Origin of the sequence: Streptomyces sp. Je 1-332, assembly GCF_040730185.1 — a bacterium.
GTDB lineage: Bacteria > Actinomycetota > Actinomycetes > Streptomycetales > Streptomycetaceae > Streptomyces.
Genome location: NZ_CP160402.1, coordinates 7,744,961 through 7,769,017, shown reverse-complemented (window position 1 = coordinate 7,769,017; position 24,057 = coordinate 7,744,961). Strand labels below are relative to the sequence as shown.

Annotated in this window: 22 protein-coding genes and 1 pseudogene; 8 read left to right on the top strand and 15 right to left on the bottom strand. The window is 70.1% G+C overall.

Translation table 11 applies throughout. From position 1 onward, the window contains the following. Positions 1-3: 3 nt before the first annotated feature. The 4 genes from ABXJ52_RS34965 to ABXJ52_RS34950 all read right to left on the bottom strand — a co-directional run bounded on the left by ABXJ52_RS34965 (position 4) and on the right by ABXJ52_RS34950 (position 4,476). Positions 4-1,515, bottom strand: coding sequence for a PE-PGRS family protein (locus tag ABXJ52_RS34965; protein WP_367047842.1), 1,512 nt, complete (start codon positions 1,513-1,515; stop codon positions 4-6). Between the two features lie 78 nt (positions 1,516-1,593). Next, positions 1,594-2,637 carry an endonuclease/exonuclease/phosphatase family protein gene (locus ABXJ52_RS34960; protein ID WP_367047840.1) on the bottom strand — a complete coding sequence of 348 codons (1,044 nt, stop codon included), beginning with the start codon at positions 2,635-2,637 and terminating at the stop codon, positions 1,594-1,596. Positions 2,638-2,657: 20 nt separating this feature from the next. Continuing rightward, a complete protein-coding gene (locus ABXJ52_RS34955) occupies positions 2,658-3,788 on the bottom strand; it encodes a HAMP domain-containing sensor histidine kinase (protein WP_367047838.1) in 1,131 nt (376 codons plus the stop codon). After that, the gene (locus ABXJ52_RS34950) at positions 3,781-4,476 is read right to left on the bottom strand and encodes a response regulator transcription factor (RefSeq protein WP_367047836.1); all 696 of its coding nucleotides are present in this window, start codon (positions 4,474-4,476) and stop codon (positions 3,781-3,783) included. Before ABXJ52_RS34950 ends, ABXJ52_RS34955 begins: the two co-directional genes overlap by 8 nt. An 86-nt stretch (positions 4,477-4,562) precedes the next feature. Here ABXJ52_RS34950 and ABXJ52_RS34945 point away from each other — a divergent pair, with 86 nt between their 5' ends. Further along, complete coding sequence (locus ABXJ52_RS34945) at positions 4,563-5,207, top strand: M15 family metallopeptidase (protein ID WP_367047834.1); 645 nt, start codon at positions 4,563-4,565, stop codon at positions 5,205-5,207. Positions 5,208-5,247: 40 nt separating this feature from the next. Here the strand turns inward: ABXJ52_RS34945 and ABXJ52_RS34940 are convergent, their stop codons facing one another. Continuing rightward, positions 5,248-5,877 (bottom strand): TetR family transcriptional regulator C-terminal domain-containing protein, encoded by a 630-nt coding sequence (locus ABXJ52_RS34940; protein WP_367047831.1) that lies wholly within the window; start codon positions 5,875-5,877, stop codon positions 5,248-5,250. 98 nt (positions 5,878-5,975) lie between these two features. Between ABXJ52_RS34940 and ABXJ52_RS34935 the strand changes: the two genes are divergently transcribed. Further along, entirely contained in the window at positions 5,976-6,533 is a 558-nt protein-coding gene (locus tag ABXJ52_RS34935) for a GNAT family protein (RefSeq protein ID WP_367047829.1), read from the top strand. A gap of 51 nt (positions 6,534-6,584) precedes the next feature. Here the strand turns inward: ABXJ52_RS34935 and ABXJ52_RS34930 are convergent, their stop codons facing one another. After that, positions 6,585-7,190, bottom strand: coding sequence for a LysE family translocator (locus ABXJ52_RS34930; RefSeq protein ID WP_367049468.1), 606 nt, complete (start codon positions 7,188-7,190; stop codon positions 6,585-6,587). Between the two features lie 124 nt (positions 7,191-7,314). Here ABXJ52_RS34930 and ABXJ52_RS34925 point away from each other — a divergent pair, with 124 nt between their 5' ends. Then, on the top strand, positions 7,315-7,767 hold the full coding sequence (locus tag ABXJ52_RS34925; RefSeq protein WP_367047826.1) for an Lrp/AsnC family transcriptional regulator: 453 nt from the start codon (positions 7,315-7,317) through the stop codon (positions 7,765-7,767). Between the two features lie 27 nt (positions 7,768-7,794). Here ABXJ52_RS34925 and dgoD read toward each other — a convergent pair whose 3' ends face one another. Continuing rightward, a complete protein-coding gene (dgoD, locus tag ABXJ52_RS34920) occupies positions 7,795-8,940 on the bottom strand; it encodes a galactonate dehydratase (protein WP_367047823.1) in 1,146 nt (381 codons plus the stop codon). A gap of 66 nt (positions 8,941-9,006) precedes the next feature. Then, positions 9,007-9,735: an SDR family NAD(P)-dependent oxidoreductase gene (locus ABXJ52_RS34915; RefSeq protein ID WP_367049467.1), complete on the bottom strand. Its 729-nt coding sequence runs from the start codon at positions 9,733-9,735 to the stop codon at positions 9,007-9,009. A 331-nt stretch (positions 9,736-10,066) separates the two neighbouring features. Here ABXJ52_RS34915 and ABXJ52_RS34910 point away from each other — a divergent pair, with 331 nt between their 5' ends. Further along, a complete protein-coding gene (locus tag ABXJ52_RS34910; protein ID WP_367047820.1) occupies positions 10,067-10,450 on the top strand; it encodes a hypothetical protein in 384 nt (127 codons plus the stop codon). A 10-nt stretch (positions 10,451-10,460) separates the two neighbouring features. On the opposite strand, the gene ABXJ52_RS34905 is transcribed toward ABXJ52_RS34910, so the two are convergent. Further along, complete coding sequence (locus ABXJ52_RS34905) at positions 10,461-11,300, bottom strand: helix-turn-helix transcriptional regulator (RefSeq protein ID WP_367047817.1); 840 nt, start codon at positions 11,298-11,300, stop codon at positions 10,461-10,463. Positions 11,301-11,541: 241 nt separating this feature from the next. Between ABXJ52_RS34905 and ABXJ52_RS34900 the strand changes: the two genes are divergently transcribed. Next, positions 11,542-12,486 carry an SDR family oxidoreductase gene (locus ABXJ52_RS34900; RefSeq protein WP_367047813.1) on the top strand — a complete coding sequence of 315 codons (945 nt, stop codon included), beginning with the start codon at positions 11,542-11,544 and terminating at the stop codon, positions 12,484-12,486. A 43-nt stretch (positions 12,487-12,529) separates the two neighbouring features. On the opposite strand, the gene ABXJ52_RS34895 is transcribed toward ABXJ52_RS34900, so the two are convergent. The 5 genes and pseudogenes from ABXJ52_RS34895 to ABXJ52_RS34875 all read right to left on the bottom strand — a co-directional run bounded on the left by ABXJ52_RS34895 (position 12,530) and on the right by ABXJ52_RS34875 (position 17,944). Continuing rightward, complete coding sequence (locus ABXJ52_RS34895; RefSeq protein WP_367047812.1) at positions 12,530-13,060, bottom strand: GNAT family N-acetyltransferase; 531 nt, start codon at positions 13,058-13,060, stop codon at positions 12,530-12,532. Positions 13,061-13,185: 125 nt separating this feature from the next. Then, positions 13,186-13,694, bottom strand: a pseudogene (locus tag ABXJ52_RS34890) (NUDIX domain-containing protein). Positions 13,695-13,770: 76 nt separating this feature from the next. Further along, positions 13,771-14,826, bottom strand: a complete 1,056-nt coding sequence (locus ABXJ52_RS34885) for a hypothetical protein (RefSeq protein WP_367047810.1) — start codon at positions 14,824-14,826, stop codon at positions 13,771-13,773. Positions 14,827-14,856: 30 nt separating this feature from the next. Next, positions 14,857-16,944: an RICIN domain-containing protein gene (locus tag ABXJ52_RS34880; RefSeq protein WP_367047808.1), complete on the bottom strand. Its 2,088-nt coding sequence runs from the start codon at positions 16,942-16,944 to the stop codon at positions 14,857-14,859. 373 nt (positions 16,945-17,317) lie between these two features. Continuing rightward, positions 17,318-17,944, bottom strand: coding sequence for a hypothetical protein (locus tag ABXJ52_RS34875; protein ID WP_367047807.1), 627 nt, complete (start codon positions 17,942-17,944; stop codon positions 17,318-17,320). Between the two features lie 203 nt (positions 17,945-18,147). On the opposite strand from ABXJ52_RS34875, the gene ABXJ52_RS34870 reads away from it, so the two are divergent. The 3 genes from ABXJ52_RS34870 (at position 18,148) to ABXJ52_RS34860 (ending at position 23,440) form a co-directional block, all read left to right on the top strand. Further along, positions 18,148-19,731: an FMN-binding glutamate synthase family protein gene (locus ABXJ52_RS34870; protein WP_367047805.1), complete on the top strand. Its 1,584-nt coding sequence runs from the start codon at positions 18,148-18,150 to the stop codon at positions 19,729-19,731. A gap of 109 nt (positions 19,732-19,840) precedes the next feature. Then, positions 19,841-21,571: a thiamine pyrophosphate-dependent enzyme gene (locus ABXJ52_RS34865; RefSeq protein ID WP_367047803.1), complete on the top strand. Its 1,731-nt coding sequence runs from the start codon at positions 19,841-19,843 to the stop codon at positions 21,569-21,571. Between the two features lie 345 nt (positions 21,572-21,916). After that, complete coding sequence (locus ABXJ52_RS34860; protein WP_367047802.1) at positions 21,917-23,440, top strand: catalase; 1,524 nt, start codon at positions 21,917-21,919, stop codon at positions 23,438-23,440. Between the two features lie 102 nt (positions 23,441-23,542). On the opposite strand, the gene ABXJ52_RS34855 is transcribed toward ABXJ52_RS34860, so the two are convergent. Next, a complete protein-coding gene (locus tag ABXJ52_RS34855; protein ID WP_367047800.1) occupies positions 23,543-24,049 on the bottom strand; it encodes a carboxymuconolactone decarboxylase family protein in 507 nt (168 codons plus the stop codon). Between the last annotated feature and the right edge of the window lie 8 nt (positions 24,050-24,057).

The window sequence follows — 24,057 nt, the reverse complement described above, 5'->3', positions numbered from 1 at the left end:
CCGTCAGCCCTGGAGGCGTTCGATCATCTGTCGCATGACGTCGACGGGCAGGCAGGGATGCATGGCCGCGTCCTCCGCGGTGCTCCTGTCCCCGAGCAACCGAACCAGCACCCGCGCGGGCAGCCGCGGGTGCCGCGCGGCAGCGTGGCGTACGGAATCGTGCGGGTCGTCGAGGAGACGGGTGGCCGACGGCGCGCTCAGCCGGGGGTCGGTGGCCGCTCGGCAGCGCACTTCCTCGCTGGTGTCCCGGCTGAACCGCTCCACCAGCTCGGGCGTCGACTCCGGGTCGTCCAGGGCCAGCCGGCGCATGCGGGGGTTCTCGTCGTCGGTGTAGCGCAGAAGGCCGCTGCGGGGGAAGTTCGGGTGTCCGTGCGGGCGGTCGGGTGTGCTCAGGCTGCCGGTCCACCACTGCCACACCTCCAGGAGCATGTGGGCGGGTGCGTCGTCGCAGGACTCGGCGAGGAAGAGGCGCACGACTCGGTCCTCGTCCCGGGCCAGCACGTCGACGACGTCCGGTGGCAGGCGGCGGGCACGGGCGACGCTCCTGCGCACGAGGGGGTGGGTGGAGAAAGCGAGGCGGCGCATGGCTGAGGGGTCGTGATGCAGCGCCTGGACCCAGTCGAGCGCGTGGTGATGGCCGCCAGCATCGAAGGTGATGGGTATGGCCGCCCGCTGCTCCTCGGTGAGGTCGGGGCGCCTGGCCACCATGGAGCGAACGTCCTCGTCAGGGTCCTGGGCGAGGAGGGCGACAAGGTCCGGTGCCAGACGCGGATTGCTCGCCAGGGAGCCACGCCGGGACGCGTCCCCGTGGTGGGCCAGGTGTTCGGCGAGTTCGCGCTCCAGCCAACAGCTCGCCACCGCGTCATCCGTGAATCCCTCGTCCTCGTAGACCGCTCGGGACAGCGGGTGATCCTGGTGGTGGCGCAGCAACGCCGTCGCGCGGACCTTGCCGTCGGGGTCGGCCAGCAGCCCCTGCCGCCGAGCGTCGTCGAGATGGGGCCACGCCTCGCGGCAGGCAGCGGCCCGCACCGGCGGTTCGGGGTCGGTGGCCAGCGCGGTCAGGAGCCGCACGGGCAGTCCCGTGAGGCGAGCGGCCTCCTCACGGATCTGGGAGGACGGGTCGGCGGCGAGCTCCCGGTGCGCGGCGCCGCCGACCTCGACGCGCCGGTCCACCGCGATCATGGTGAGGATCCACCGGCGCCGGGAGTCGGCTTCGCCGAGGATCAGGCGGCTCCACTGGTCGGCCGTGAGGCCCGGCTGTGCTTCGGCCAGCAACGTCCGTATTTTCCAGTCCGGATGGGTTATGGCCGCCTCCACCACCGCGGTCGGCAGGCGGCGCCACAGCAGGTGATGCGACAGCCCGAGAAGGCCGCCCCGCAGGTCGTCCGGTGCGGCCGGGTTGCGGGCGAGACCATGCGCCCACGCCCCGCGCAGCCCCGCCGAAGGACCCGGCCCCCGGAACAGCGAGGCCCAGGCCGCTGCCTGCTCCTGCGGGGTCTCCTCGGTCCGCGCCACAGCGGCCGCCTCCTGTCACTCTCGTACCTCGTCCACGGCGAAGGGCAAGCCGCCCCATCGTCCACCAACGTCCGGTGCTCACCAGCTGATCCCGGCCCCCACAGGCAAGTGATCGCTTTCGGTGTCCGGCAGGACCCACGAGCTCTCCGGCTGCACGCCCCTGACCAGGATCTGATCGATCCGCGCCATCGGGAAGGACGCGGGCCAGGTGAACCCGAAGCCGTCGCCCGCCGCGTCCTGGGCCGAGTGAAGCTGCGAGGTGAGGGCGTCGAGCGCGCGGTCGTCCGTGGTGCCGTTCAGGTCGCCGAGGACCACCATCCGCTCGTTGCGCTCGGCGGCGACGGCCTTGGCGAGGGCGTCCGCGCCGAAGTCGCGCGAGTCCGTCCAGAAGCCGTTCCTGGGCTGCAGCCGCACGGAACCCAGGTGCACCACGTACACCGCGAGCGGCCCCTGGTCCGTGGCCACCGTGGCGCGCAGCGCCCGGGGCGGGTCCTTCGGATGGTCGGCCGGAGGCGTTCTCGCCAGCGGGCCGACATCGCCCCGCACGACGTCGACCGCCCGGGTGTCCGACAGCGGCAGCTTGCTCCACAGCCCGACGGTGCCCTTCACCACGTGGTGCGGGTACGCCTTCGCCAGCTCCTTCTCGTACGTGACCGTGGCCTGCGGGGTCATCTCCTCCAAGGCCAGCAGGTCCGCCCCGGAGGCGGCCAGGTCGCGCGCGGTGCCTGCCGGGTCGGGGTTCTCGGCGTTGACGTTGTGGCTGACCACGGTGAGGTCGCCGCCCTCCTTGGACCCGCCGATGAGCAGCCCGCCGAAGAGGCTCAGCCACACCACGACCGGCAGCAACAGCGCGAGCAACGCCGAGGCGGAGCGGCGCCACAGCGCCCCGGCGAGCAGCACCGGGACGAACAGGCCGAACCACGGCAGGAACGTCTCCACGAGGCTGCCGAGGCCACCCCGGTCCGTGATCTTCGCGTGCAGCAGCATGAGCAGGCCGAGCAGCAGCGCCAGCGCGGCGAACACCGGGCCGCGCCTCCATGGGCCCGGCCGGGAGCGGCCGGTCTCCCCGGTGCCCAGGACCTCGGCCCGCTCCTCGGCATCGACCTGAGGCCGCGCAGCCATGACTTCTCGTGTCGCTTCACTCACTGGTCGGACGTCCTCTTGGTGAAATGTGCTGGCGGTGCGGGCAGTTGAACGCAGATACGGAGGCCTCCCGCCGGACGGGGGGAGATGGTGAGGGTGCCTTCGTGCACTTCGGTGATCCGCTTGACGATGGCCAGACCGAGGCCGACACCCTCGTGCTCGTGGTCGCCGTGAATGCGTTCGGCGCCGCGCCGGAAGGGCTCGGTGAGAGTCGAGACCAGACGCGGGGAGAGCTTCTCGCCGCTGTTCTCGACCGTGAGCACCACGCTCTCGGGGCCGGCGTCGGTCTCGACCCGCACCGTGCCCTTCTCGGGCAGGTTGTGCACGATCGCGTTGTGCACGAGGTTCGTCGTCAACTGCAGCAGGAGCGCCGCCGATCCGAAGGCCGGGGCGTTGTCGCCGGAGGTCTCGATGGTGACACCGCGCCGCTCGGCGAGCGGCAGCAGCGTCTCGGTGGCCTCTTCCGCGAGCAGGGACAGGTCGACGGGCTCCGGCGCGTACGACGTCTGGTCGGCGCGGCTGAGCACGAGCAGCGCCTCGGTGAGGTCGATGGCCCGGGCGTTGACGGCGTGCAGCCGCTCGACGGTCTCACTGAGATCCTGTGTCGGATCGGTGCGCGCCACGTCGAGCAGCGCCTGTGAGATCGCCAGGGGGGTGCGCAGTTCGTGCGAGGCGTTGGCCGCGAACCTCCGCTGTTCCGCGACGTGCGCCTCCAGCTTTTCGAGCATCATGTCGAAGGCGTCGGCGAGTTCCCGGAACTCGTCCCTGCGGCCGGGCAGCCGGATCCGGTGGGAGAGCTTCCCCTTGGTGGCCATGCCGGTGGCATCGGTGATCCGGGTCAGCGGTGCGAGCATCCGGCCGGCCAGGATCCACCCGCCCACGAGGCCGAACACCAGCAAGAACGCCATGACGGCGGCCGCTCTCGGAACGAAGACGTCCAGAAGAACGGACCGTACGGGAAAGACCCCGTGTGGTCTGACATCGGGGTCGTAGAGCATCGCGCGATCAGGGACGTATCGAAGGAGGAACATCCACACCGCCGCGAGCAGCAGACCACCGGCCAGCATGAGGAAGCCGGCGTAGCTGAGGGTGAGCTTGAAGCGCACGCTCAACCCGGGCGTCCTATCCATGCTCCGCTCCCTCACGTCCGCGCTCCGGCTGAGTGCCGATGCGGTATCCGGCCCCGGGCACCGTGGCGATGAGCCACGGCTCGCCGAGCCGCTTGCGCAGCGCCGAGACCGTGATGCGTACGGCGTTGGTGAACGGGTCCGCGTTCTCGTCCCAGGCCCGCTCCAGAAGCTCCTCGGCGCTGACGACCCCGCCCTCGGCGGCGACCAGCACTTCGAGCACGGCGAACTGCTTCCTGGTCAACGCGACGTAGAGGCCGTCGCGGTAGACCTCGCGGCGGAACGGGTCGAGCCGCAGCCCCGAGATCTCCCGCACGGGTGGCCTGTTGTGCGCACGCCTGCGGTCGAGTGCCCTGAGCCTGAGCACGAGTTCCTGGAGCTCGAACGGCTTCGTGAGGTAGTCGTCCGCGCCGAGTTCGAACCCGGTGGCCTTGTCGTCGAGACGGTCGGCGGCGGTGAGCATGAGGATCGGCATTCCGCTGCCGGAGCCGACGATGCTTCTGGCGACCTCGTCACCGGAGGGCCCGGGGATGTCCCGGTCCAGGACGGCGATGTCGTAGGCATGGACGCTCAGCAGCTCCAGAGCTGTGTCGCCGTCCCCCGCGATGTCGGCCGCGATCGCTTCCAGGCGCAGGCCGTCACGGATGGCCTCCGCCATGTAGGGCTCGTCCTCGACGATCAGCACTCGCATGCTCCGAGGCTACGAGTCGGCGCATATCGTCGGCATATCGAAAACCGCATACGGGCCGGCAACACCGCGCTGCCTTGACTGCGGACATGACCTACAACGAACCAGCACGAACAGCAGAGACGGCGGATACGTCAGCACGCCGAGGCCGGTCGACCGTCTTCGCACGCCGAGGCCGGTCGGCCGTCATCGCCGCCCTCGCGATCGGCGGCGCGACGCTCATGGGCGTCGTCGGCTGCCAGGCATCGCAGTCCTCATCCGCTTCGGCCTCGATGTCACTGGGCGCGGCGAGTGGCGTCGTCCCCGACGGCGTGACGGTCTTCGACGACGAGACGCCGGCCGTGGCCGAACTCGACCCCGACCTGCTCGCCGCCCTCCGCCGGGCCGCGAAGGACGCCGCGGACGACAAGGTCACGTTCTACGTCAACAGTGGCTGGCGTTCCCCGGAGTACCAGGATCAACTGCTTCGCGAGGCCGTCTCGACGTACGGCTCGAAGGAGAAGGCCGCCCGGTGGGTGGCCACGCCGGACACCTCTCCCCATGTGTCGGGGGACGCGATCGACATCGGACACTCCGCCGCCACGGCGTGGCTGTCCGCACGCGGTGCGGGCTACGGCCTGTGCCAGATCTACCGGAACGAATCCTGGCACTACGAATTACGCCCCGAGGCTGTCGAGCGAGGCTGCCCGCCCATGTACGCCGACCCGACGCACGACCCGAGGATGCAGCGGTGACCGGCGCGACGAGCCGCCCGGTTCACTCCGGGGCTTCCCATCACCCCGGCGCTTCTCCGAGGCGTCCGTCGCCCAGCCGCGCCACATAGCCGTCGACCAGCGCGATCTGCCGCTCGGCAGGGAACTCCCGGGGCGCGAACAGTGCTTGGACGACCAGGCCGAGTACAAAGCTCTGTGCAGCCGCGGCGGTGTCATCAGGCCGCGGGCCGAGCGGCAGTTCGCCCAACTCCTGGGCCCGCGCGATGTGTTGGGCCATCCGCTCGCGTGCACGGCGGTAGCGCTCGGCATGCTCTTGAGCCAGCTCCGGATCGGCGAGCGCCACGTCCCAGGAAGCCACCCAGATGCGGTTGCTTGCGGCGCTCTCCGGGTCCAGCGGGAGGATGTCGAGCAGCGTCGCCCGCAGCATCACCAGACCGGACGCCTCACCGGCCCGTTCCGCCGCCGGGCGGGGGCGGTCTGCCGAGTGCCGGTCGAGCACCTCGAGGGCGTGCTTCAGGAGCGCGCGCTTGCTGGGGAAGTAGTGCGTGAGCAGGCCGGTGGTGGCCCCCATCTCCGCGGCGACGGCACGCAGGGTGAGGCCGCCGAAACCATGGGAGGCGAGGACCCGCCACACGGCCTGGGAGACCTCGGTCCTACGGGCGTCATGGTCGGTACGGGCGGGCGGCGTCATGGCCGTTAGAGTACATACCCAACGTTCGTTACGTACCTGGTGCACGACATCGGGGCACCCGCCCGCGCGCCCAGCCGGACAACCGCATAGGACCAGTCATGTACGCCATACCGCTGACCGAGACTGCCGAGCTCCGCGTGCTGGAGCCCTGGCAGGACGCCGAGTTCCTGGCCCACATCGACCGGGCTCGCGCCAACACCGACCCGTGGATCCCCTGGGCCTCACGCTCCACCGACCTGGACTCCGCCCGCGCCACCCTCCAGAGCTACGCGGACAAGCAGGCCGCCGATGCCGGGCGGATCTACGGGATCTGGCGGGACGGCGTCCTGGTCGGTGGCGTGATGTTCGTGCGTTTCGATGCCGAGAGGGGCAACTGCGAGATCGGCGTGTGGGCCGAGCCGGCGGGCGAGGGCCACGGTCTGATCAGCGCCTCGGTGCGGCACCTGATCGCGTATGCGTTCGGCGAGCGCGGCATGCACCGCGTCGAGTGGTGGAACAGCACGGGGAACGCCCGCAGCCGAGCCGTCGCCCAGCGCATGGGCATGCACCTGGACGGCACCCTGCGCGAGCAGTCGCTGTACAAGGGCGTCCGCCATGACATGGAGATCTGGTCCCTGCTCGCACACGAGTGGCGGGGCGAGCAGGGCACCGCGTGACGTGTGCGCCTCAGGCGTGTCGTGTGCGCCTCAGCCCCCCTCCGTTTGCGCTCAGGCCGCGAGGCGTTCCGCGAGGAGGAGTACGCCGATCAAAATCATGGCGGCGCCCGAGACGCGGGTGACGGCGCGCGCGGCCTTGGGGCGTGCCCGCAGGATGGTGCGCGCGAGGACGCCCACGGTCAGGTAGATCGCGGCGCAGCTGAGCGTGTGGACCAGGCCGAGCGTGCCGATCTGGGCCGCCAGCGGCCAGCTGCCGTGCGGGGCGGTGAACTGCGGCAGCAGAGCCAGGAACAGCAGCAGCGCCTTGGGGTTGAGGCCACTGATCCCCGCGCCCTTGAGGACCCGGGCCCCCGCCGCTTCGCCGTCTGGCTCCTGGGGTGACGTCCCGGCGGCTGCGGGCCGGGCGAGTGTCGTGGCTCCGAGCCACACCAGGTAGAGGGCGCCTAGGACCGTCAGGGCGGTGAGGACGGACGGCGTCCGCGTCACCACCGCGGCCACGCCGGCGGCGACCACGGCGGTCAGCGCGAGGTAGCCGAGCAGCAGGCCACTCACGGCCGGGACCACGGACCGATCGCGGAGCCCCGCATTGATCGCGTAGGCCCAGTCCGCACCCGGCACGAGGATGAGCAGGACTGAGACCGTCCAGAAGGCGGTGATAACTGACGGCCACGACGTACTTCTCCCTCTCGAACAGGTTCTGAGTAGGAGATTAGTTCCGAATAGGCCAAAAGTGTTTCCAAGTATTGCCAGCTCAGACAGCCTCAGTGGCAGAATCTTCCCCATGGATGATGTGGACCGGAAGATTCTTGCCGAGCTCCAGGAGGATGGCCGTCTGACGGTCACGGAGCTGGCGGCGCGCGTACGGCTGAGCCTCTCCCCGTGCCACCGCCGACTGCGCGAACTCGAACGGAGCGGCGCCGTCCGCGGCTACCGCGCGATCCTGGACGCGCGCGCCGTGGGGCTGAGCTTCGAGGCTCTGGTCTTCGTCACCATGCGCCAGGAGGACCGTGACACCGTCTCCGCCTTCGAGCACGCCCTCACCGAGATCCCCGAGATCTTGCAGGCGGAGCGCCTCTTCGGAGACCCCGACTATCTCGTACGCATCGTCACCAAGGACCTGCCCGCCTTCCAGCGGCTGTACGACGACAAGCTCGCCACCCTGCCCGGGGTCCAGCGCCTGAGCTCCACGCTCGTCATGAAGCACGTGGTGAACGAGCGCGCCCTGCCTCTGTAGAGGCCGACAACGGCGGGCTTTGCGCTCTCACCACTCGGCGAACGAGCCGTCCTCGTGCCGCCACACCGGGTTGTGCCAGTCGGCCTCGCTGTCGTCGGCCGCGCGCACGGCCGTCTCGTCGATCTCGATGCCGAGCCCGGGTGCCGTCGGGCGCAGGAGGTGGCCCTGGTGGAAGCGGAACACCTCGGTGTCGGCGAGGTAGGACAGGACGTCGGCGCCGGTGTTGTAGTGGATGCCGATCGACTGTTCCTGGATGAGGAAGTTGGGGACGCTGACGGCGATCTGGAGGCTGGCGGCCAGCGCCACGGGGCCCAGGGGGCAGTGCGGGGCGATGAGGGTGTCGAAGGTCTCGGCCAGGGAGGCGATGCGGCGCACCTCGGAGATGCCGCCCGCGTGGGAGAGATCGGGCTGGAGGACCGCGACGCCGGCCTCGAGGACGGGCAGCACGTCCTGTCGTGAGTACAGGCGCTCGCCAGTGGCGATCGGGACCGGTGAGGACGCGACCAGGGCGGGCAGCAGGTGGCCGTACTCCGGCAGGAGCGGTTCCTCGACGAACATGGGGGCGAGCGGGGCCAGGTGGGGCAGCAGCCGGCGGGCGTTCGCGGCGTGGAAGCGGCCGTGGAAGTCGAGTGCGAAGTCCCGTCCGGGGCCGAGGACTTCGCGGGCCGCGGTGGCGCGGGTGACGATCTCGTCGATGTCGGCGACGGTGGCCAGCGGGTTCATGCGGCCGCTCGCGTTCATCTTCACCGCGGTGAAACCCGCCTCGACCTGTGCCGTCACCTGCTCGGTGATGTGGGCGGGGCTGTCACCGCCCACCCAGCTGTAGGCGCGTACCCGCTCGCGGACCGGGCCGCCGAGCAGTACGTGCACCGGCACGCCGAGCCGCTTGCCCGCGATGTCCCACAGTGCTTGGTCGAGACCGGCGACCGCGCTGGAGAGGACCGGGCCACCCCGGTAGAAGGACCCCTTCGTCATCACCTGCCAGTGGTCCTCGATGCCCGAGGGGTCCTTGCCGATGAGGAGTTCGGCCAGCTCGCCGACGGCCGTACGCACCGTTGCCGCGCGCCCCTCGACCACCGGCTCGCCCCACCCGACCACTCCCTCGTCGGTCTCCACACGGCACAGCAGCCAGCGCGGCGGCACCGCGAACGTCTCAACCCGGGTGATCTTCAAAGGTGAACCTCCATGGGCAGCACGACAGTTGGCGTACGGGGCTCGGCGGCGTGCCGGTGGGCCGGCTCAGGCGGAGGACTTGTACACGCTCCATCCGCCGTCCACCACAAGACTGGCACCGGTGACGAAGGACGCCTCGTCGCTCAGCAGGAACGCCGCGCTCGCCGCGACCTCGTCCGGGCGGCCCAGGCGGCCCGCCGGGGTCTGCTCGACGCTGCGCGCCCGGTCCTCCGCGCCGATCTCGTCCCAGGCCCGGGTCAGGATGGGTCCGGGCAGGAGGGCGTTGACCCGAACGCCGGGTGCGTACTCCACCGCCAGCTGGCGGGCCAGTCCGGTCAGGCCCGCCTTCGCCGCCGCGTAGGCGGGACGTCCGGGCAGCCCCATGACCGCGTGCACGGACGAGACCAGGACGACCGCGCCCCGCGTGGCACGCAGGTCGTCGAGGCAGGCCCGTACGCCGAGGAACGCGCCGGTCAGCATGACCGACAACTGCCGGTGCCAGTCGGCCGGTTCGATCACGTGGGCCGCGCCGCCGCGCACCGTGTAGGCATTGCTGAGGAGTCCGGAAACCGGGCCGAAGCGGGCGCGGGCGGCCGCCACCGCCCGCGCCCACGCCTCTTCCTCCGCCACGTCACACGCCTGGAAGACGGCGCGACCGCCGCCGTCCCGGATGGCACGCGCGGTGCGCTCGCCCTCGTCGGCGTCCACATCGGCGATCAGGACTCCGGCCCCTTCCGCCGCGAGCCGTCGAGCCGTCGCCGCGCCGATCCCCTGGGCTCCCCCGCTGACGACCACGCAGCGGCCGACGAACCGCCGCCCGGGTCCCGCAGCCACGCCGTCGGTGAGATCGGCTGCCCACGACGACTCCAGCGACTCCAACGCCCCTTCTGACCCCAGGGGCCCCTCCGAATCCCCTGGCACCTCTGAACCGAACGCCCCGGAAGACTCAGAACTCACCGGCAACTCCCGCCTCTCGCACCGGCACACGGCAGCAGACGACACCCACCACGCCATTAACCCCCACAGGACACCTCGCCGCCAACACCCCCTGCTTGTCTGCCTTCCCCGCTCCGGCCGGTAGGGCAAGGGGTGAACGAAGCGGTACGGCGTAAGGGACGATCACCTTGTGGAGCAACTCATCGACCTCGACCAGGCGGCGGCGCAGCTCGAAGCGCGTCGGCAGCAGTGGACCGCCGTCGGCCTGGTGGCAGGGCCACTCACCTGGCGGGACGGTGCCGCGGCCTGGCCGCAGCGGCTCGAGCAGAGCCGTTCGCGGGTGGAGGCCCCGGACTCCATCGGCATCCACATCACCGGGCCCCAGGGCTCTGAACTCTCCGTGGTCCTGTTCCGGGGCGGCTGGGCCGACGTTGACTTTCTCGCCTGCCTCGGCGGAGACGAGGAAGTCGTGAGCGAGGCTCCGGGAGTCGGTTCGCCTCACGGGTTCGGGGATCTCCTCGACGGTTATGTGTCCCGGGCGTTCGGCTCGTCGGCCGCCGCGCGTTCGAGGTGATGGTGACCGTTCAGCGGAGCGCCTGGGCCCCCAGGACCGACAGCAGCCGCAGCTTCTCGTGGCTCTCGCTGCCGGGGACGGCCGTGTAGACGAGGAGCAGGTGCGACTGGTTCGGATCCAGGAGGGTCTGACAGGTCAGCTCCAGTGCCCCGACCTCGGGGTGGATGAAATGCTTCACCTCGGCGGGGCGAAGGCCGACCTCGTGCTCGTCCCACACCCGCCGGAACTCCTCGCTCTGAGCCAGCAGGAGATCGGCGTAGTGTGCCGCGCGCGAACCGGAACCCCGGAGCGTGACCACCCCGCGCAGGCCCGAGGCGAACATCCGGGTGAGGAACGCGTGGTCTTCCGGGGCATAGAGCTGCCGCGTGGCGGGGTCGGTGAACCAGCGGTAGCCGAGGCTGCGGGCGGGCCCGACGTGGGTGGTCAGGTCACCGGTGAGCGCCACGCCGAGCGGGGTTTGCCGCAGTGTCTCGCCGAGCTCGGTGACGATCTCCGCGGGGGTGTCCTGCAGACGGTCGAGGACACGCAGCAGCCCGGGGCTGATGTGCTCGCCGGTCGCGCCCCGCGGGGGCGGGGTGTGGCCGCCGAGCCGGAAGAGGTGGTCGCGCTCGTCGAGCGAGAGATGGAGGCCTTGCGCCATGGAGGCGATCATCTGCTCGGACGGCTGGGGTCCGCGCTCCCGCTCCAGCCGCGCGTAATAGTCGGCCGACATGTGGCACAGGGCGGCCACTTCCTCCCGCCGCAGCCCGCTCGTCCTGCGGCGCGGGCCCCGCGGGAGGCCGACGTCCTCGGGTTGCAGCGCCTCCCGGCGGCGCCGGAGGAAGTCCGCGAGGCCGGTCCGATCGATCACCGTGCGCGCCTCCGTCTCCGCGTATGCCTCCTACGATGCTCATTTCTACCGTCCGTGCACCCCGGCAGCCACGGTCTGTCGATCCCCCCTTCAGGAGTTGCCGCCGCCACGGCGCCGATCGAGGCTCGGTGACGTACCCGTGCACCGGCGCTGATCCGGCCGGAGTCCCGGAGTCCCGGAGTCCCGGAGTTCCGGAGTTCCGGAGTCCACGACCCACCACACACCCCCCAGGAGCGGGAACATGCCACGCAAACCCATCGACGTCACCGTCCCCGCCCTGGCCGGCAAGCGCGCCGTCGTCACCGGAGCCAGTGACGGCATCGGGCTCGGCCTGGCCGCGAGGCTCGCCGCGGCCGGGGCCGAAGTGCTCCTGCCCGTGCGCAACCCACGCAAGGGCGAGGCGGCGCTCACCACGATCCGTGAGACGGCACCCGACGCGGACGTGTCGCTCCGCGAGCTCGACCTCTCCTCGCTCGACTCCGTCGACGCGCTCGGCGAGACCCTTCATCAGGAGGGCCGGCCGATCCACCTCCTCATCAACAACGCCGGCGTCATGACCCCGCCCGACCGGCAGACGACCGCCGACGGATTCGAGCTGCAACTCGGCACCAACCACCTCGGTCACTTCGCCCTGGTGGCCCACCTGCTGCCACTGCTGCGCGCGGGCCACGCACGCGTGACCTCGCAGGTCAGCGTCGCGGCGAATCGAGGCGCGATCAACTGGGACGACCTGAACTGGGAACGCTCCTACGACGGCATGAAGGCGTACAGCCAGTCGAAGATCGCGTTCGGGCTCTTCGGCCTCGAACTCGACCGGCGCAGCCAGGCCCACGGCTGGGGCATCACGAGCAACCTCTCCCACCCCGGAGTCGCCCCGACGAGCCTCCTCGCCGCGCGCCCCGAGGTCGGACGCGCCAAGGACACCATGGGCGTGCGCCTGATCCGGGCGCTGTCCGCCCGCGGCATCATCGTCGGGACGGTCGAAACCGCGAAACTTCCCGCGCTGTACGCCGCCACCTCCCCCGACGCCAGGCGTGGCGGGTTCTACGGGCCTCGCGGTCCGGGGCACATGGGCGGCCCTCCCGGCGAACAGAAGCTCTACTCCCGCTTGCGCGGCGCGGAGGAGGCCCGACGCGTCTGGCAGATCTCCGAAGAGCTGACGAAGGCCTCCTTCCCCGACAGCTGAGATTCCCCCGGGGAAGTCGACGGACGTCTCACGCTCAGGCTCCTCACCGAGCAGCGAGGTCGATCGAGAACGTCACCCGGTCGAGGCCCGGGCCGTCGTAGTCCGGCTTCACGCCCGATGCCGTGAAACCGAGGCGCGTATGGAAGGACTGCGACGCGGTGTTCTGCGGACTGGTGATGCAGTGCACGTATCGGCGACCGTGTGAACGGGCGAGAGCGAAGAAGGCCCGGTACAAGGCCCGCCCGATGCCCTGCCCGTGCAGTCGCGGGTCGACTCCGACGAAGTGCACGTAGGCGGCGTCGAGTTCGGTCTGCGACAAGAAACCGACCAGAAAGGCCGCGACGTCCCCTCCGTCACCCTGCCGCCCGCCGACCTGCACCCCCTCGCGTTCGACCAGAAAGCTGGTGGTGGTGAAGTGCTGGAAGTACAGCCTGGGCAGGAGCAACGAACGCTCCAACACCCCCGCAGCCCCTTTCAGTCCACCCCACCACTCATCAAGGACGGCGAGCACCTGCGGATGGTCTCCCTCAACGGGATGCCGCGCCGTCAGACCACCAGGAAGAACGTCGATCATCGGTGCAGTCTGTCAGTAGACGCGGCCGATGACCGGGAAGCGGTGGCCATGCAGTGGCTCGTCTCGATGTGGAAGCGGACACGGCCGCCGAGAAGCACTCCGTGGGTCCGCTGAAAGGGCCCAACTCACGCGCAGTCTCTCGGCGGTTGCCGGAGGGCACGGTATCTGTCGAAGGCCTCCCGAGCGTCCGGAACGAACGCCTCGTGACGCACCAGGTCAGTCAACTCGCGCTCCGTGAACCAGGCGTGCCAAGCGATCTCCGAGGCGTCAGGTCGCACCGGGCCCTGCACCACGACCTCGTGCAGGCCGAGCCAGTAGGGGCTGATCACGCCCGCGCACAGGAACTTGAAACGAAACGCGGGCGCCCCTCGACCCCGAGCTCCTCCGACAGCTCCCGCGCGGCGCCCTCTTCGTACGACTCCCCCACCTCTGTGGCCCCGCCCAGCATCCAGTTGAACTGGCCCGGGAAGCGCGTCTTGTCCCCGGGTCGGCGATGAACAAGGATCCGCCCGGCGGCGTCACGACACACGATGGTCGCCACGCGGTGCAGCCAGCCATGCCGAATGGCATCGGCCCGGTCCACGACGGCCAACACCTGATCGTGATCGTCTACGCGTTCCACGGACTCACTCATGGCTCCCACGATGGCAGGAACCACTGACAGTCGGTGATGCGACGGATTGGCGGCCGGATCGACGGACGGGGTCGGTCTACTGGATGCTCCAGCGGTGCGGGTGGGCTGGATTCGTGGGGCATGCGAAGACGTTGAGTTCACCGGCGCGGCCGACGATGACCTTGGTGGGTGTGGCGAACGGGTGCGGAGTGAGGCCTTCTTGCTCCGTCGGTCTCCAGCTGCCGCTGCCACCGTCCCACTCGGAGCTGTCGATGGTCAGCAGCAATCGCATGGGCGTGGAGCAGGTCGGGCAGTCCATGGGAGACGGGTCGGTCGTGTGCCAGGACGCGAATCCGCCGACGCGCCATCCTGGTGGGATGGAGAGGTCGTACTGGTAGCGGATCACTCCGTGCTCGTCCTCGCCCCGGTACTCGTCGTCGCCGCCCTCCTGAGCCGCCTCTGCCTCTTCCTCAAGCGCCTCCTCCCAGGCGTAGATCCTCTCGCCCAGCGCCTTGGGAAGAAGGCCGGCGAACGGGTACGTCACCACCTGCTCCGGCTGCAGCACACAGGGCTTGGGCACATAACCGACGGCACCGACGACTTGCGGCTGCGGCGGAGCGGCCAGCACTTGGCCGACCTCCGCCGACCGCCGCCAGCGCAGGTGGAACAACGGGCCGTACCGGGACGGGCCGTGCGCGTCGAAAGGGCAGCAGAACACCTGGAGCAGGTCGCTGCCGTCCGGGCCGGCCGGCAGGTCGGGGATGTCCCGCCAGTACAGCTGGGCGAGGGCGACCATCGGCAGCGGATCTGTGTCGGAGACACCGGGCAGCCGGTGCCTGTGGTCCAGCTCGTCCAGGATTTGCCGGTCCTCCTCCGTGGGGCCCGAGAAGGGTGGGTGGGCCCACGCCCGCTCCAGGATCTCGCGCTCTCGGTGGATGTCCGCGGGACGGCGGCCACTTCCGCGACGGTGAGCCTCCGTGCACGCCGGCCACGGCTCGGCAACAGGCCACAGCATCGGCCCACCCACGGAACTGGCCTGCACGTCGGGGCTGCCCGGCCTCGGGTGAAGCCGGGTGGTGGTGCCTCGGTGCGCGGCCAACTCCGGAAAGAGCGCCTCGATGTCCAGTGGCCGCGGCGGTGTGGTCCTCGTCATGGCCCGACCCTAGTCACTCATTGGCCACGCTCAGCGTGCGCCCTCCGTGCCGCCCCTCACTCGCCGCCCCTCACCCGGTGGCACTCCCTCGCTGACGCTCCGGCCTAGAACTCCGTTTCGCAGGGCGGGAGTCCCGACGCCCTCACGAGAACGCTTCTGCCCGATCGGTTCGGAATCGGCGCGGCAGCCGCCCTCGGAAAACCGCTCTTCGGCTTCGCCGTGCCGGGTGGAGTACGGCGATGCCCGCCGGTCCCCGCCCTTAGGCCCCTGGCCCCTCTCGCCGTGGCGTCCGCCGCCGTCACGCCTGTCGCCGTCGCCCCTCTCTCCTCGGTCTTCCTCCCGGGCCTCCGTAGGCCCCGGCCTCGGTGCGCGGGACGAGGTGGGTTCGCAGGTCGATCCCGTGCAGACGTGCTCGCCACCGCGCGGCGCTCCGGCCCGGTCCTTGCCACCTTGGCCGCCCCTCCCACCCCTCCCATCCCTCTCACCCATCACACCCTTCACGGTGGGTTCGCCCCTTCCCTTGATCGAGCGGGAATTCGGGGAGCTCGTGGAGGAGTCGATCCTCCATCGCTGCTCCGGCGATCCGTCACGGTCCTTGACCACGGCCTCCGCTCCCTTGCGCGACGAGGCAGGCGCGACCGCCAGTCCTTCGTGCCACCGCGGCAACAACTCCCCCCGCGCAGTCAGGTCGTAGCGCACCTCGTCGGCATGCTCGGTGGAAGGTGCCACACAGGGTCCGAGGACGAGTACGCCGTCGTCCCGGTGGGAGTCGAGGCAGAGTTGAGGACTGGCGGCGCTGCTCAGGAGCCCGTTCTTGTCGTACGACCACTGCTGGCTCCCCGCGGCCGAGCACTTCGCGAGCTTCACCTCGGCGCCGGGCTTCGCCTTGCCCCGGATGTCGAGGCACAGATCCGCCTCCGTATTGCGGAGCCTGCCCTGGTCGGACCTGCCGGGGTACCCCGCCGATGTGGGCGGGGAGGTACCGGCGGAGGGCGGCTCGGGATCCGCGCTCGGTCGGGCGTCATGGCTTCCGGTCATGCCGGTCATCCCGGTCGGGGGAACAGCACCGTCGCCACCGCCGTCACCCGACGAGAGGGCGATGACGAGCACCGTCGCGACGAGGGCCGCGGACCCCACGGCCGCTCCGGTGCGCAGCGCCCTGGAGGGCGTACGCGTCGACGCGAGCGGGCCGCCGCCCGGCAGGTGACCGCTGCCCGGCAGGTGACCGCCGCCCGGCAGGGCGACGTGAGACGGCGGACGGTGTCGTCCGCCACCGCCCGCGTGCCTGCCGCCCTGACCGGCAGCCCCTGCGCCACGCTTCGTGGCTCCTCCTCGCCCCGGCCGCGACTCGAGGTAGCGGCGAGCGCCCCACCCGAGTACCGCTTCGGCAAGAAGCGTGCCCAACTCGCCCTCGACAAAGCTGAGTTGTTCGGTCACGTCACAGCAGTGGCGGCACGACGACAGATGCTGCTGGACATCGGGAAGCAAGGTGCCGCCGCGACGAATCGTGACGTCGAGGATTCGGTTGTAGAGGGGGCATTCCTCGGTGGGCGCGAGTTCCCGGTGACCGCGGAGGATGCCTGCCCTGAATTGCTCCCGCGCCTGCTCGAGGGCGGCGACGGCGAGGTCGGCACTCAAGCCCGACAAACCAGCCGGTATGGATATGTCGTCGGCCTCGACCGCGGAGTGCCAGAGCAGACACTGGGCGACTGCGGGAAGAGCCCAGAACGAGCGTGCGGCGAGTCGCCGCTTTTCGGGCGTCATGGTCGTCGCCGCCCGCATACCGCGACCGCCGGTGGGTTTGCGGAGTTCCGGCATAAGGGCGGATATTCGCTCGTCGACGGTCCATCCCCTGACCGTCTCCCGGACGGTCACCAGGAGATACGGACGCAGGGCCCCGCCAGGCTCGGCGCTCGCCATCTGCCCGAGCACGCGGTGGAAGGACGCCGCGGCGACCATCGAGGCCGAACTCGACCAGGCGGCGAGGCAGATGGCCGAGTAGTCGTACGTCGCCTGCCAGTGCCGGGCGAGCAGAAGCGCGACAGGCTGATCCGACTCCCCCTCCGCCTCGCCCCGCAGTCGCGCGGCGAGGCTCGTGTCGGATTCCTCGGGGCTCACACCGGCACGAGGGGGGTGGGTCGGGCGTGGGGGGTGGGGGGATTGCACGGAACCTTTTCCTTCCAAGCCGAAAGACGGCACGCGGAAAACAACACCCACCGAATAGGGGCGCCTGATTGGTGCATACCTATGGCCTACTGAGAGGGGAAACAGGATCAACAAACCGTGGACCGTCCGATACGGCCGACAGAAGACCTTTTGGGTCGACGGCACGAATCTCGAACAGGAAAGGCGGATCTGATCATTGCCGGAGCGCGAGGAAGCTCACCTTGGCACAGCCGACTCACGGGAAACAAGAAGTTCGAGTGACTTGCATTAAGGAAGAGAGAGGAACGCTGGCGTTACCTGCGGTACTCGCACCCGCTTTCGAAATCTACGGCGAATCGTCCAGTGCCACGGATACGGCGAGGGCCTCATCGAGGGCCGAGACCAGCCCGCTAGTAACGTCCGCGAAGTACGCGGAAGCCCACCGCTCCACGACGCTCAGGAAGCCCGAGAGGTCGTCCTGAACCGAGCCCAGAAGTTCCCGCAACTCCGCCCGGGGGATGGTGATGGGCACCCCTTCCTGGCGGTCCACGTCAGGCCAGAGCCGGATGACCGACCCTGCGTGCTCGACACGCGGTTCGGGGGAATGGCCGAGCCAAGGCTCCTCGCCGTCCAAAAGGCCGAACCAATCCCGCCAGTTCTCCAGCCCGAAGCAGCATCCGGGCGCGACCGTAGCCCCGGTGACGGTGTCTCGGACCCTCAGCCCGCCGGGCGCGACAACGCACTCGGCCGCCAACAACCGACGCAACTGCCCCACGCCGTCAGCGGCTTGACGCTCTCCACGCTTGCGCGGCCGGAGGTTGTAGCTGGTCAAGACCGCCATGGCAGTGCCGACCTGACGTGACGACAGGTCACCGCACAGGCGCAGGAGACGGTCCTCGGACGGCTCGGAAACGGGCCAGAGCGTAAAGCCCCGAGCCTCGTAGGTCTCCAACACGGCATCCATGATCAGCACGCCCTCAGTCTCCCCCACCATTCGGCGAGCGCCGGGCGCAGGTCATGCAGTCGGGCGCGGGCCACTATCCGTGGCTCGACGACGCCGAGCGATTCGTGGCGACCATGGCGGCGTTCCTGGGGTAGCGGCCCGGTGCCGGACCCTTCCGGCGACGTGTTGATCACTGAACGTGTGACCAGCGGAAATCAGGTCACACGAGGGGCATGACGCGTTTTGTGGTGGTGGGCCTGTTGGCGGCCTGCGCGGTGGGCGGTGTGCTGCTCGCCCTTCTGGCATCCCCGTGGTGGTGGCTCGCGGCGGCTCCGTTGCTGGCCGTGGCGCTGACCGGTGCGTACGACCTGGTGCAGCGGCGGCACTCCGTGCTGCGGAACTATCCGGTGCTCGGCCATCTGCGGTTCCTGATGGAGACGCTGCGCCCGGAACTGCAGCAGTACTTCGTGGAGCGCAACTACGACGGCAGGCCCTACGACCGCGACACCCGCAGCATCGTCTACGAGCGGGCCAAGGGGGTCGCCGCCGAGGAGCCGTTCGGCAGCGAGCGCGACATGGACGCCCGCGGCTACGAGTTCCTCGTGCCGTCCATGGCCCCGGTGGCCGTCCCCGACGAGCCGCCCCGCGTCCGGATCGGCGGCCCCGACTGCACCGAGCCGTACGACATGGCTCTCCTCAATGTCTCGGCGATGAGCTTCGGCTCGCTCTCCTCCAACGCCATCGTGGCGCTGAACACGGGCGCGGCACGCGGCGGCTTCGCCCACGACACCGGCGAGGGCGGCCTGTCCACACACCACCTGCGGCCCGGCGGTGACCTCGTCTGGGAGATAGGCACCGGCTACTTCGGCTGCCGCACCCGCGACGGGGACTTCGACCCGCGGCAGTTCGCCGACAAGGCCGCCCACCCTTCCGTGCGCTGCGTGTCGCTCAAGCTGTCGCAAGGCGCGAAACCGGGCATCGGTGGCGTCCTGCCCGGCAGCAAGGTCAACGCCGAGATCGCCTCGGTACGAGGCGTGCCCGAAGGCGAGACCGTCGTCTCGCCGCCGTACCACCGCGCCTTCTCCACCCCGCGCGAACTCGTCCAGTTCCTCGCCCGGCTACGGGAACTGGCGAACGGCAAACCGGTGGGATTCAAGCTGTGCCCCGGATCCAGGACCCAGTTCCTCGCCGTGTGCAAGGCCATGGTGGAGGAGGGGATCACCCCGGACTTCATCGTCGTGGACGGCGCGGAGGGCGGCACGGGGGCGGCGCCGCTGGAGTTCGCCGACCACCTCGGCATGCCGCTGCGGGAAGGTCTCTTCACCGTGCACAGCGCTCTGACGGGCACGGGCCTGCGGGACAAGATCCGCCTCGGCGCCAGCGGCAAAGTGGCGACGGGCGCCGACATCGTCAAGCGCCTCCTGCTCGGCGCCGACTACACCAACGCGGCCCGCGCGATGATGTTCGCCGTCGGCTGCATCCAGGCCCAGCGCTGTCACACCAACCGATGCCCGACCGGCGTCACCACCCAGGACCCGCGCCGCGCCCGCGCCCTCGACATCGTCGACAAGGCCGCGCGCGTGGCGCGCTACCAGAAGGCCACCGTCCACAGCGCGCTGCAGATCATGGCCGCGATGGGCGTCAACGACCCCGCGCAGCTCGGCCCTCATCTCCTGCGGCGCCGCGAGGACCACGGCGAGTTCCGGTCCTACGCCGAGCTGTACGAGTGGCTGTCCCCCGGCGAACTGCTCACAGCGCCGCCGGCGAGCTGGGCCGCCGACTGGCGGGCAGCGGACCCGGACGCCTTCACGCCCTGACGACCGCGCCGACCGGACCGCCCGGACGCCCGGACCACCCACACGCCCGGACCACCCGCACGAACGCCCTGCCGCCAGCCCTGTCCGCTGATCCAGAAAGGAACATCTGATGACCCGCACCGTTGCCCGCGTAGTGATCGACGCCTTGGAAGAACTCGGAGTGCGCCATGTGTTCGGCGTGGTGGGGGACGCCCTGAACCCCTTCACCGACGCCATCCGCGCCAGCAAGTCCGTCGAATGGGTGGGCTGCCGCCACGAGGAGGCTGCCGCCTTCGCCGCAGGCGCCCAGTCGCAGCTCACCGACACCCTCGGGGTCTGCATGGGCACCGTGGGCCCCGGCTCCGTACATCTGCTGAACGGCTTGTACGACGCCGCCAAGAGCGGCACCCCGGTACTCGCCATCGCGGGCCAGGTGCCCCTCGCGGAGGTGGGCACCGACTACTTCCAGGAAGTCGACAACGACCTCCTCTTCCGTGACGTCGCCGTCTTCCGCGCCACCGTCACCTCCCCCGAGCAACTGCCCGGCCTCCTGGAGATCGCCGCGCGCACCGCGATCGGGCGCCGCGGTGTGGCCGTGCTGACGGTCCCCGGCGACGTCGGCGACAAGGAACTGCCGAACGACCGGCCGACGCGGCTCTCCGTCGCCCAGTCCGCCAACCGGCCCGACGACCCGGTGCTCGACGAGGCCGCCGCAGCCCTCTCCGACGGCGGCAAGGTCACCATGCTGGTCGGCCGCGGAGCGCGCGGCTCCCGCGAGGACGTCCTCGCGCTCGCGGAGCGGCTCGCGGCTCCCATGGTGCTCACGCTCAAGGCCAAGGAAGGCTTCGAGGGCGACAACCCCTACCAGGTCGGCCAGACGGGCCTGATCGGCAATCCGGCCGCCGCGCACGCCATGGACCACGCCGACACGCTGCTGCTGCTCGGCACCGACTTCCCGTACCGGGACTGGTATCCCGAGGGCAAGAAGGTCGTCCAGGTCGACCGGGTCGCCGAGCACATCGGGCGGCGCGTCCCGGTCGAGGTGGCCCTCGCCGCCGACGTCGGCCCCACCGTGCGCGGACTCCTGGAGCGGCTCGAGCGGCGTACGGAGCGCGGGCACCTGGACGGAGCGCGGGAGAAGTTCACCAAGTGGCAGGAGGGACAGCAGCGGCTCGCCTCGCCCGGACACGATCGCGGACTGATCGGTAAGGTCCGCTCCGCGTTGGACAACCGCGATCACCTCGTACGTCCGGAAGCGCTGGCCGCCGCGGTGGACGCCCTGGCGGCCGACGACGCCGTGTTCACCTCGGACACCGGCATGGCCACCGTGTGGCTCTCGCGCTTCGTGGAGATGCGCGGTTCCCGTCGCCTGCTCGGCTCGTACAACCTCGGCTCGATGGCCAACGCGATGCCGCAGGCGATCGGCGCGCAGCTCCTCGACCCCGACCGGCAGGTCGTCGCCTTCTGCGGCGACGGCGGTCTGGGGATGCTGCTCGGCGACCTCATGACCATCCGCAGCCGACAGCTTCCGGTGAAGCTCGTGGTCTTCGACAACCAGCGGCTCGGGATGGTGAAGCTGGAGCAGGAGGAGGCGGGGCTGCCGGAGTTCGGCACCGAGCTCGACAACCCGGACTTCGCCGCGGTCGCGGAAGCCCTGGGCATCACCGGCATCCGCGTGAGCAGGGCCGAGGATCTCGCCGGGGGCGTCGGCAAGGCCTTCGCCACGCCGGGACCCGTCCTTCTGGACGTCCTCACCAACCCCGAGGAGATCGCCGTGCCGGCCAAGCCGACCGTCCAGCAGGGCTGGGGGTTCGCCATCGCCAAGGTCCGCGAGAACCTCACCAGCCCCGGCGGTCACTGAGAACCCGGCGGTCACTGAGAAAACCCGGCCGTCACTGAGAAACGGAAGCGTTCGTCACGTATTGGCGGCGCCAAGTCGGGCACTCGGACTCTGTCCGGCTCTGGACCCAACCCAACCGAAGAGCTCGGAGAGGTCGACGAGCTCAGGCCGGCCAGGAGGCCCGTAGTGGAACAACCCCTAGTGGAATAAATGGCCACACCGGGGGAAAAGCCGCAATATGGACTCGACGCCAGCACGCCGCCGAATCCGCCACGCCAGACCGACTCTCGACAACAGCCCTTCGCAGCTGCGGGCCAAGGCCGTCGCGGCGCTGAGATCTCACCCATCGAAAGGCACTCGTACCTCATGAGCGACGTCACAGGTAAGGCGACCACCAACGACGCCGGCGCGCCGGTCGAAAGCGATGAGCACTCGCTCACCGTCGGCGCCGGCGGCCCCATCCTCCTGCAGGACTCCTATCTGATCGAACAGATGGCGCAGTTCAACCGGGAGCGGATTCCTGAGCGGCAGCCGCACGCCAAGGGCAGCGGCGCCTTCGGCCACTTCGAAGTCACCGGAGACGTCAGCTCCTACACGAAGGCCGCCCTCTTCCAGCCGGGCACCAACACCGACCTGGTGATCCGCTTCTCCACCGTCGCCGGTGAGCGCGGGAGCCCGGACACCTGGCGTGACCCGCGCGGATTCGCGGTGAAGTTCTACACCACCGAGGGCAACTACGACATGGTGGGGAACAACACCCCGGTCTTCTTCGTGAAGGACCCGATGAAGTTCCAGCACTTCATCCGGTCCCAGAAACGCAGGGCGGACAACAACCTGCGTGACCACGACATGCAGTGGGACTTCTGGACCCTCTCGCCCGAGTCCGCCCACCAGGTCACGTGGCTGATGGGTGACCGGGGCATCCCGCGCACCTGGCGCCACATGAACGGTTACACCTCGCACACGTACATGTGGATCAACGCGCAGGGCGAGCGGTTCTGGGTGAAGTACCACTTCAAGACCGACCAGGGCGTCGAGCACTTCACGCAGCACGAGGCCGACCAGATGGCCGCGGCCGACACGGATTACCACACCCGGGATCTCTTCGAGCACATCCGGGACGGGGACTACCCCAGCTGGACGCTGTACGTGCAGATCATGCCGTACGAGGAAGCGGCCACCTACCGCTTCAACCCGTTCGACCTGACGAAGGTCTGGCCGCACGGTGACTACCCGCTGGTCGAGGTCGGCAAGATGACCCTGGACCGCAACCCCACGGACAACCACGCCGAGATCGAGCAGGCGGCCTTCCAGCCGAACAACCTGGTCCCCGGCATCGGCCCGAGCCCCGACCGCATGCTGCTCGCCAGGCTGTTCTCCTACGCCGACGCACACCGCTACCGCATCGGCGGCAACTACCAGCAGCTGCCGGTCAACGCCCCGATCGTGCCCGTCCACACGTACTCCAAGGACGGGGCCATGGCGATCCACAAGCGGCAGGACCCGGTCTACGCACCCAACTCCAAGGGCGGCCCGGCCGCCGACACGGCCCGCTACGGCTCCCCGCCGAGCTGGTACGCGGACGGCGACATCACCCGGGCTGCGTACGTCGACCACGCCGAGGACGACGACTGGGGCCAGCCCGGCACCATGGTGCGCGAGGTCCTCGACGACGCCGCACGCGACCGTCTCGTGGACAACGTCGTCGGACACCTGCTCAACGGAGTGACCGAGCCCGTGCTCGTCAGGGCCTTCGAGTACTGGTCGAACATCGACAAGTCCATCGGTGAACGCATCGAGCAGGGCGTGCGCGCCAAGGCGAACGAGAAGGACCCCAAGGCCGCGGAGCAGTCCAACCCGGCCCGCAGCAGCATGCAGGACAAGGCCTGACCGAAGCTGCCAGGCCCGTACGCGTCGGCCGTTGCCCGTGGGGGGCAGCGGCCGACGCTCCTTGTGCGGGGCCAGGTCCTGGCAGGTCGTGCGCGAAGGGGGTCAGTTCCAGGGGTCGGTGAACGACCTGCCGGGCACGGGCTTGGCGATGAGCGCCACCGCGATGAAGAAGTTGACCTGCCCGATCGCGAACATCAGCGTGGCGAGCGCCTTTGCCTCGTAGTGCTCCGCCGCCCGGGCGTACAGCTCGTCGGAGACCCTCTCACCGTGCGTGGACGGCTGGAGCACGGCCTCGACAAGCGCCAGCGCGGCTCGCTCCGCCTCGGTGAAGTACGGCGAGTCCTGCCAGCTGGCCACCGATGTGACGCGCTCCTCCGACTCCCCCGCCTTGCGCAGGAATCCGGTGTGCAGAACGGTCAGATAGGTGCTGCCGACGATCTGACCGGCACGCAGCTGGACCAGGCTGATCGTGGAACGCGGTATCGAGCCGTTGCCGGTGACCTTGAAAAGCGCCGCCGACACCGCCGCGAGCTCGGGGACGAGCTCCGCGGGGTCCTCGGTCATCCGCGGCGCCGTCGGGATCTGTGCCGTGATCGAACGTGTTGCCATCGCTGTCT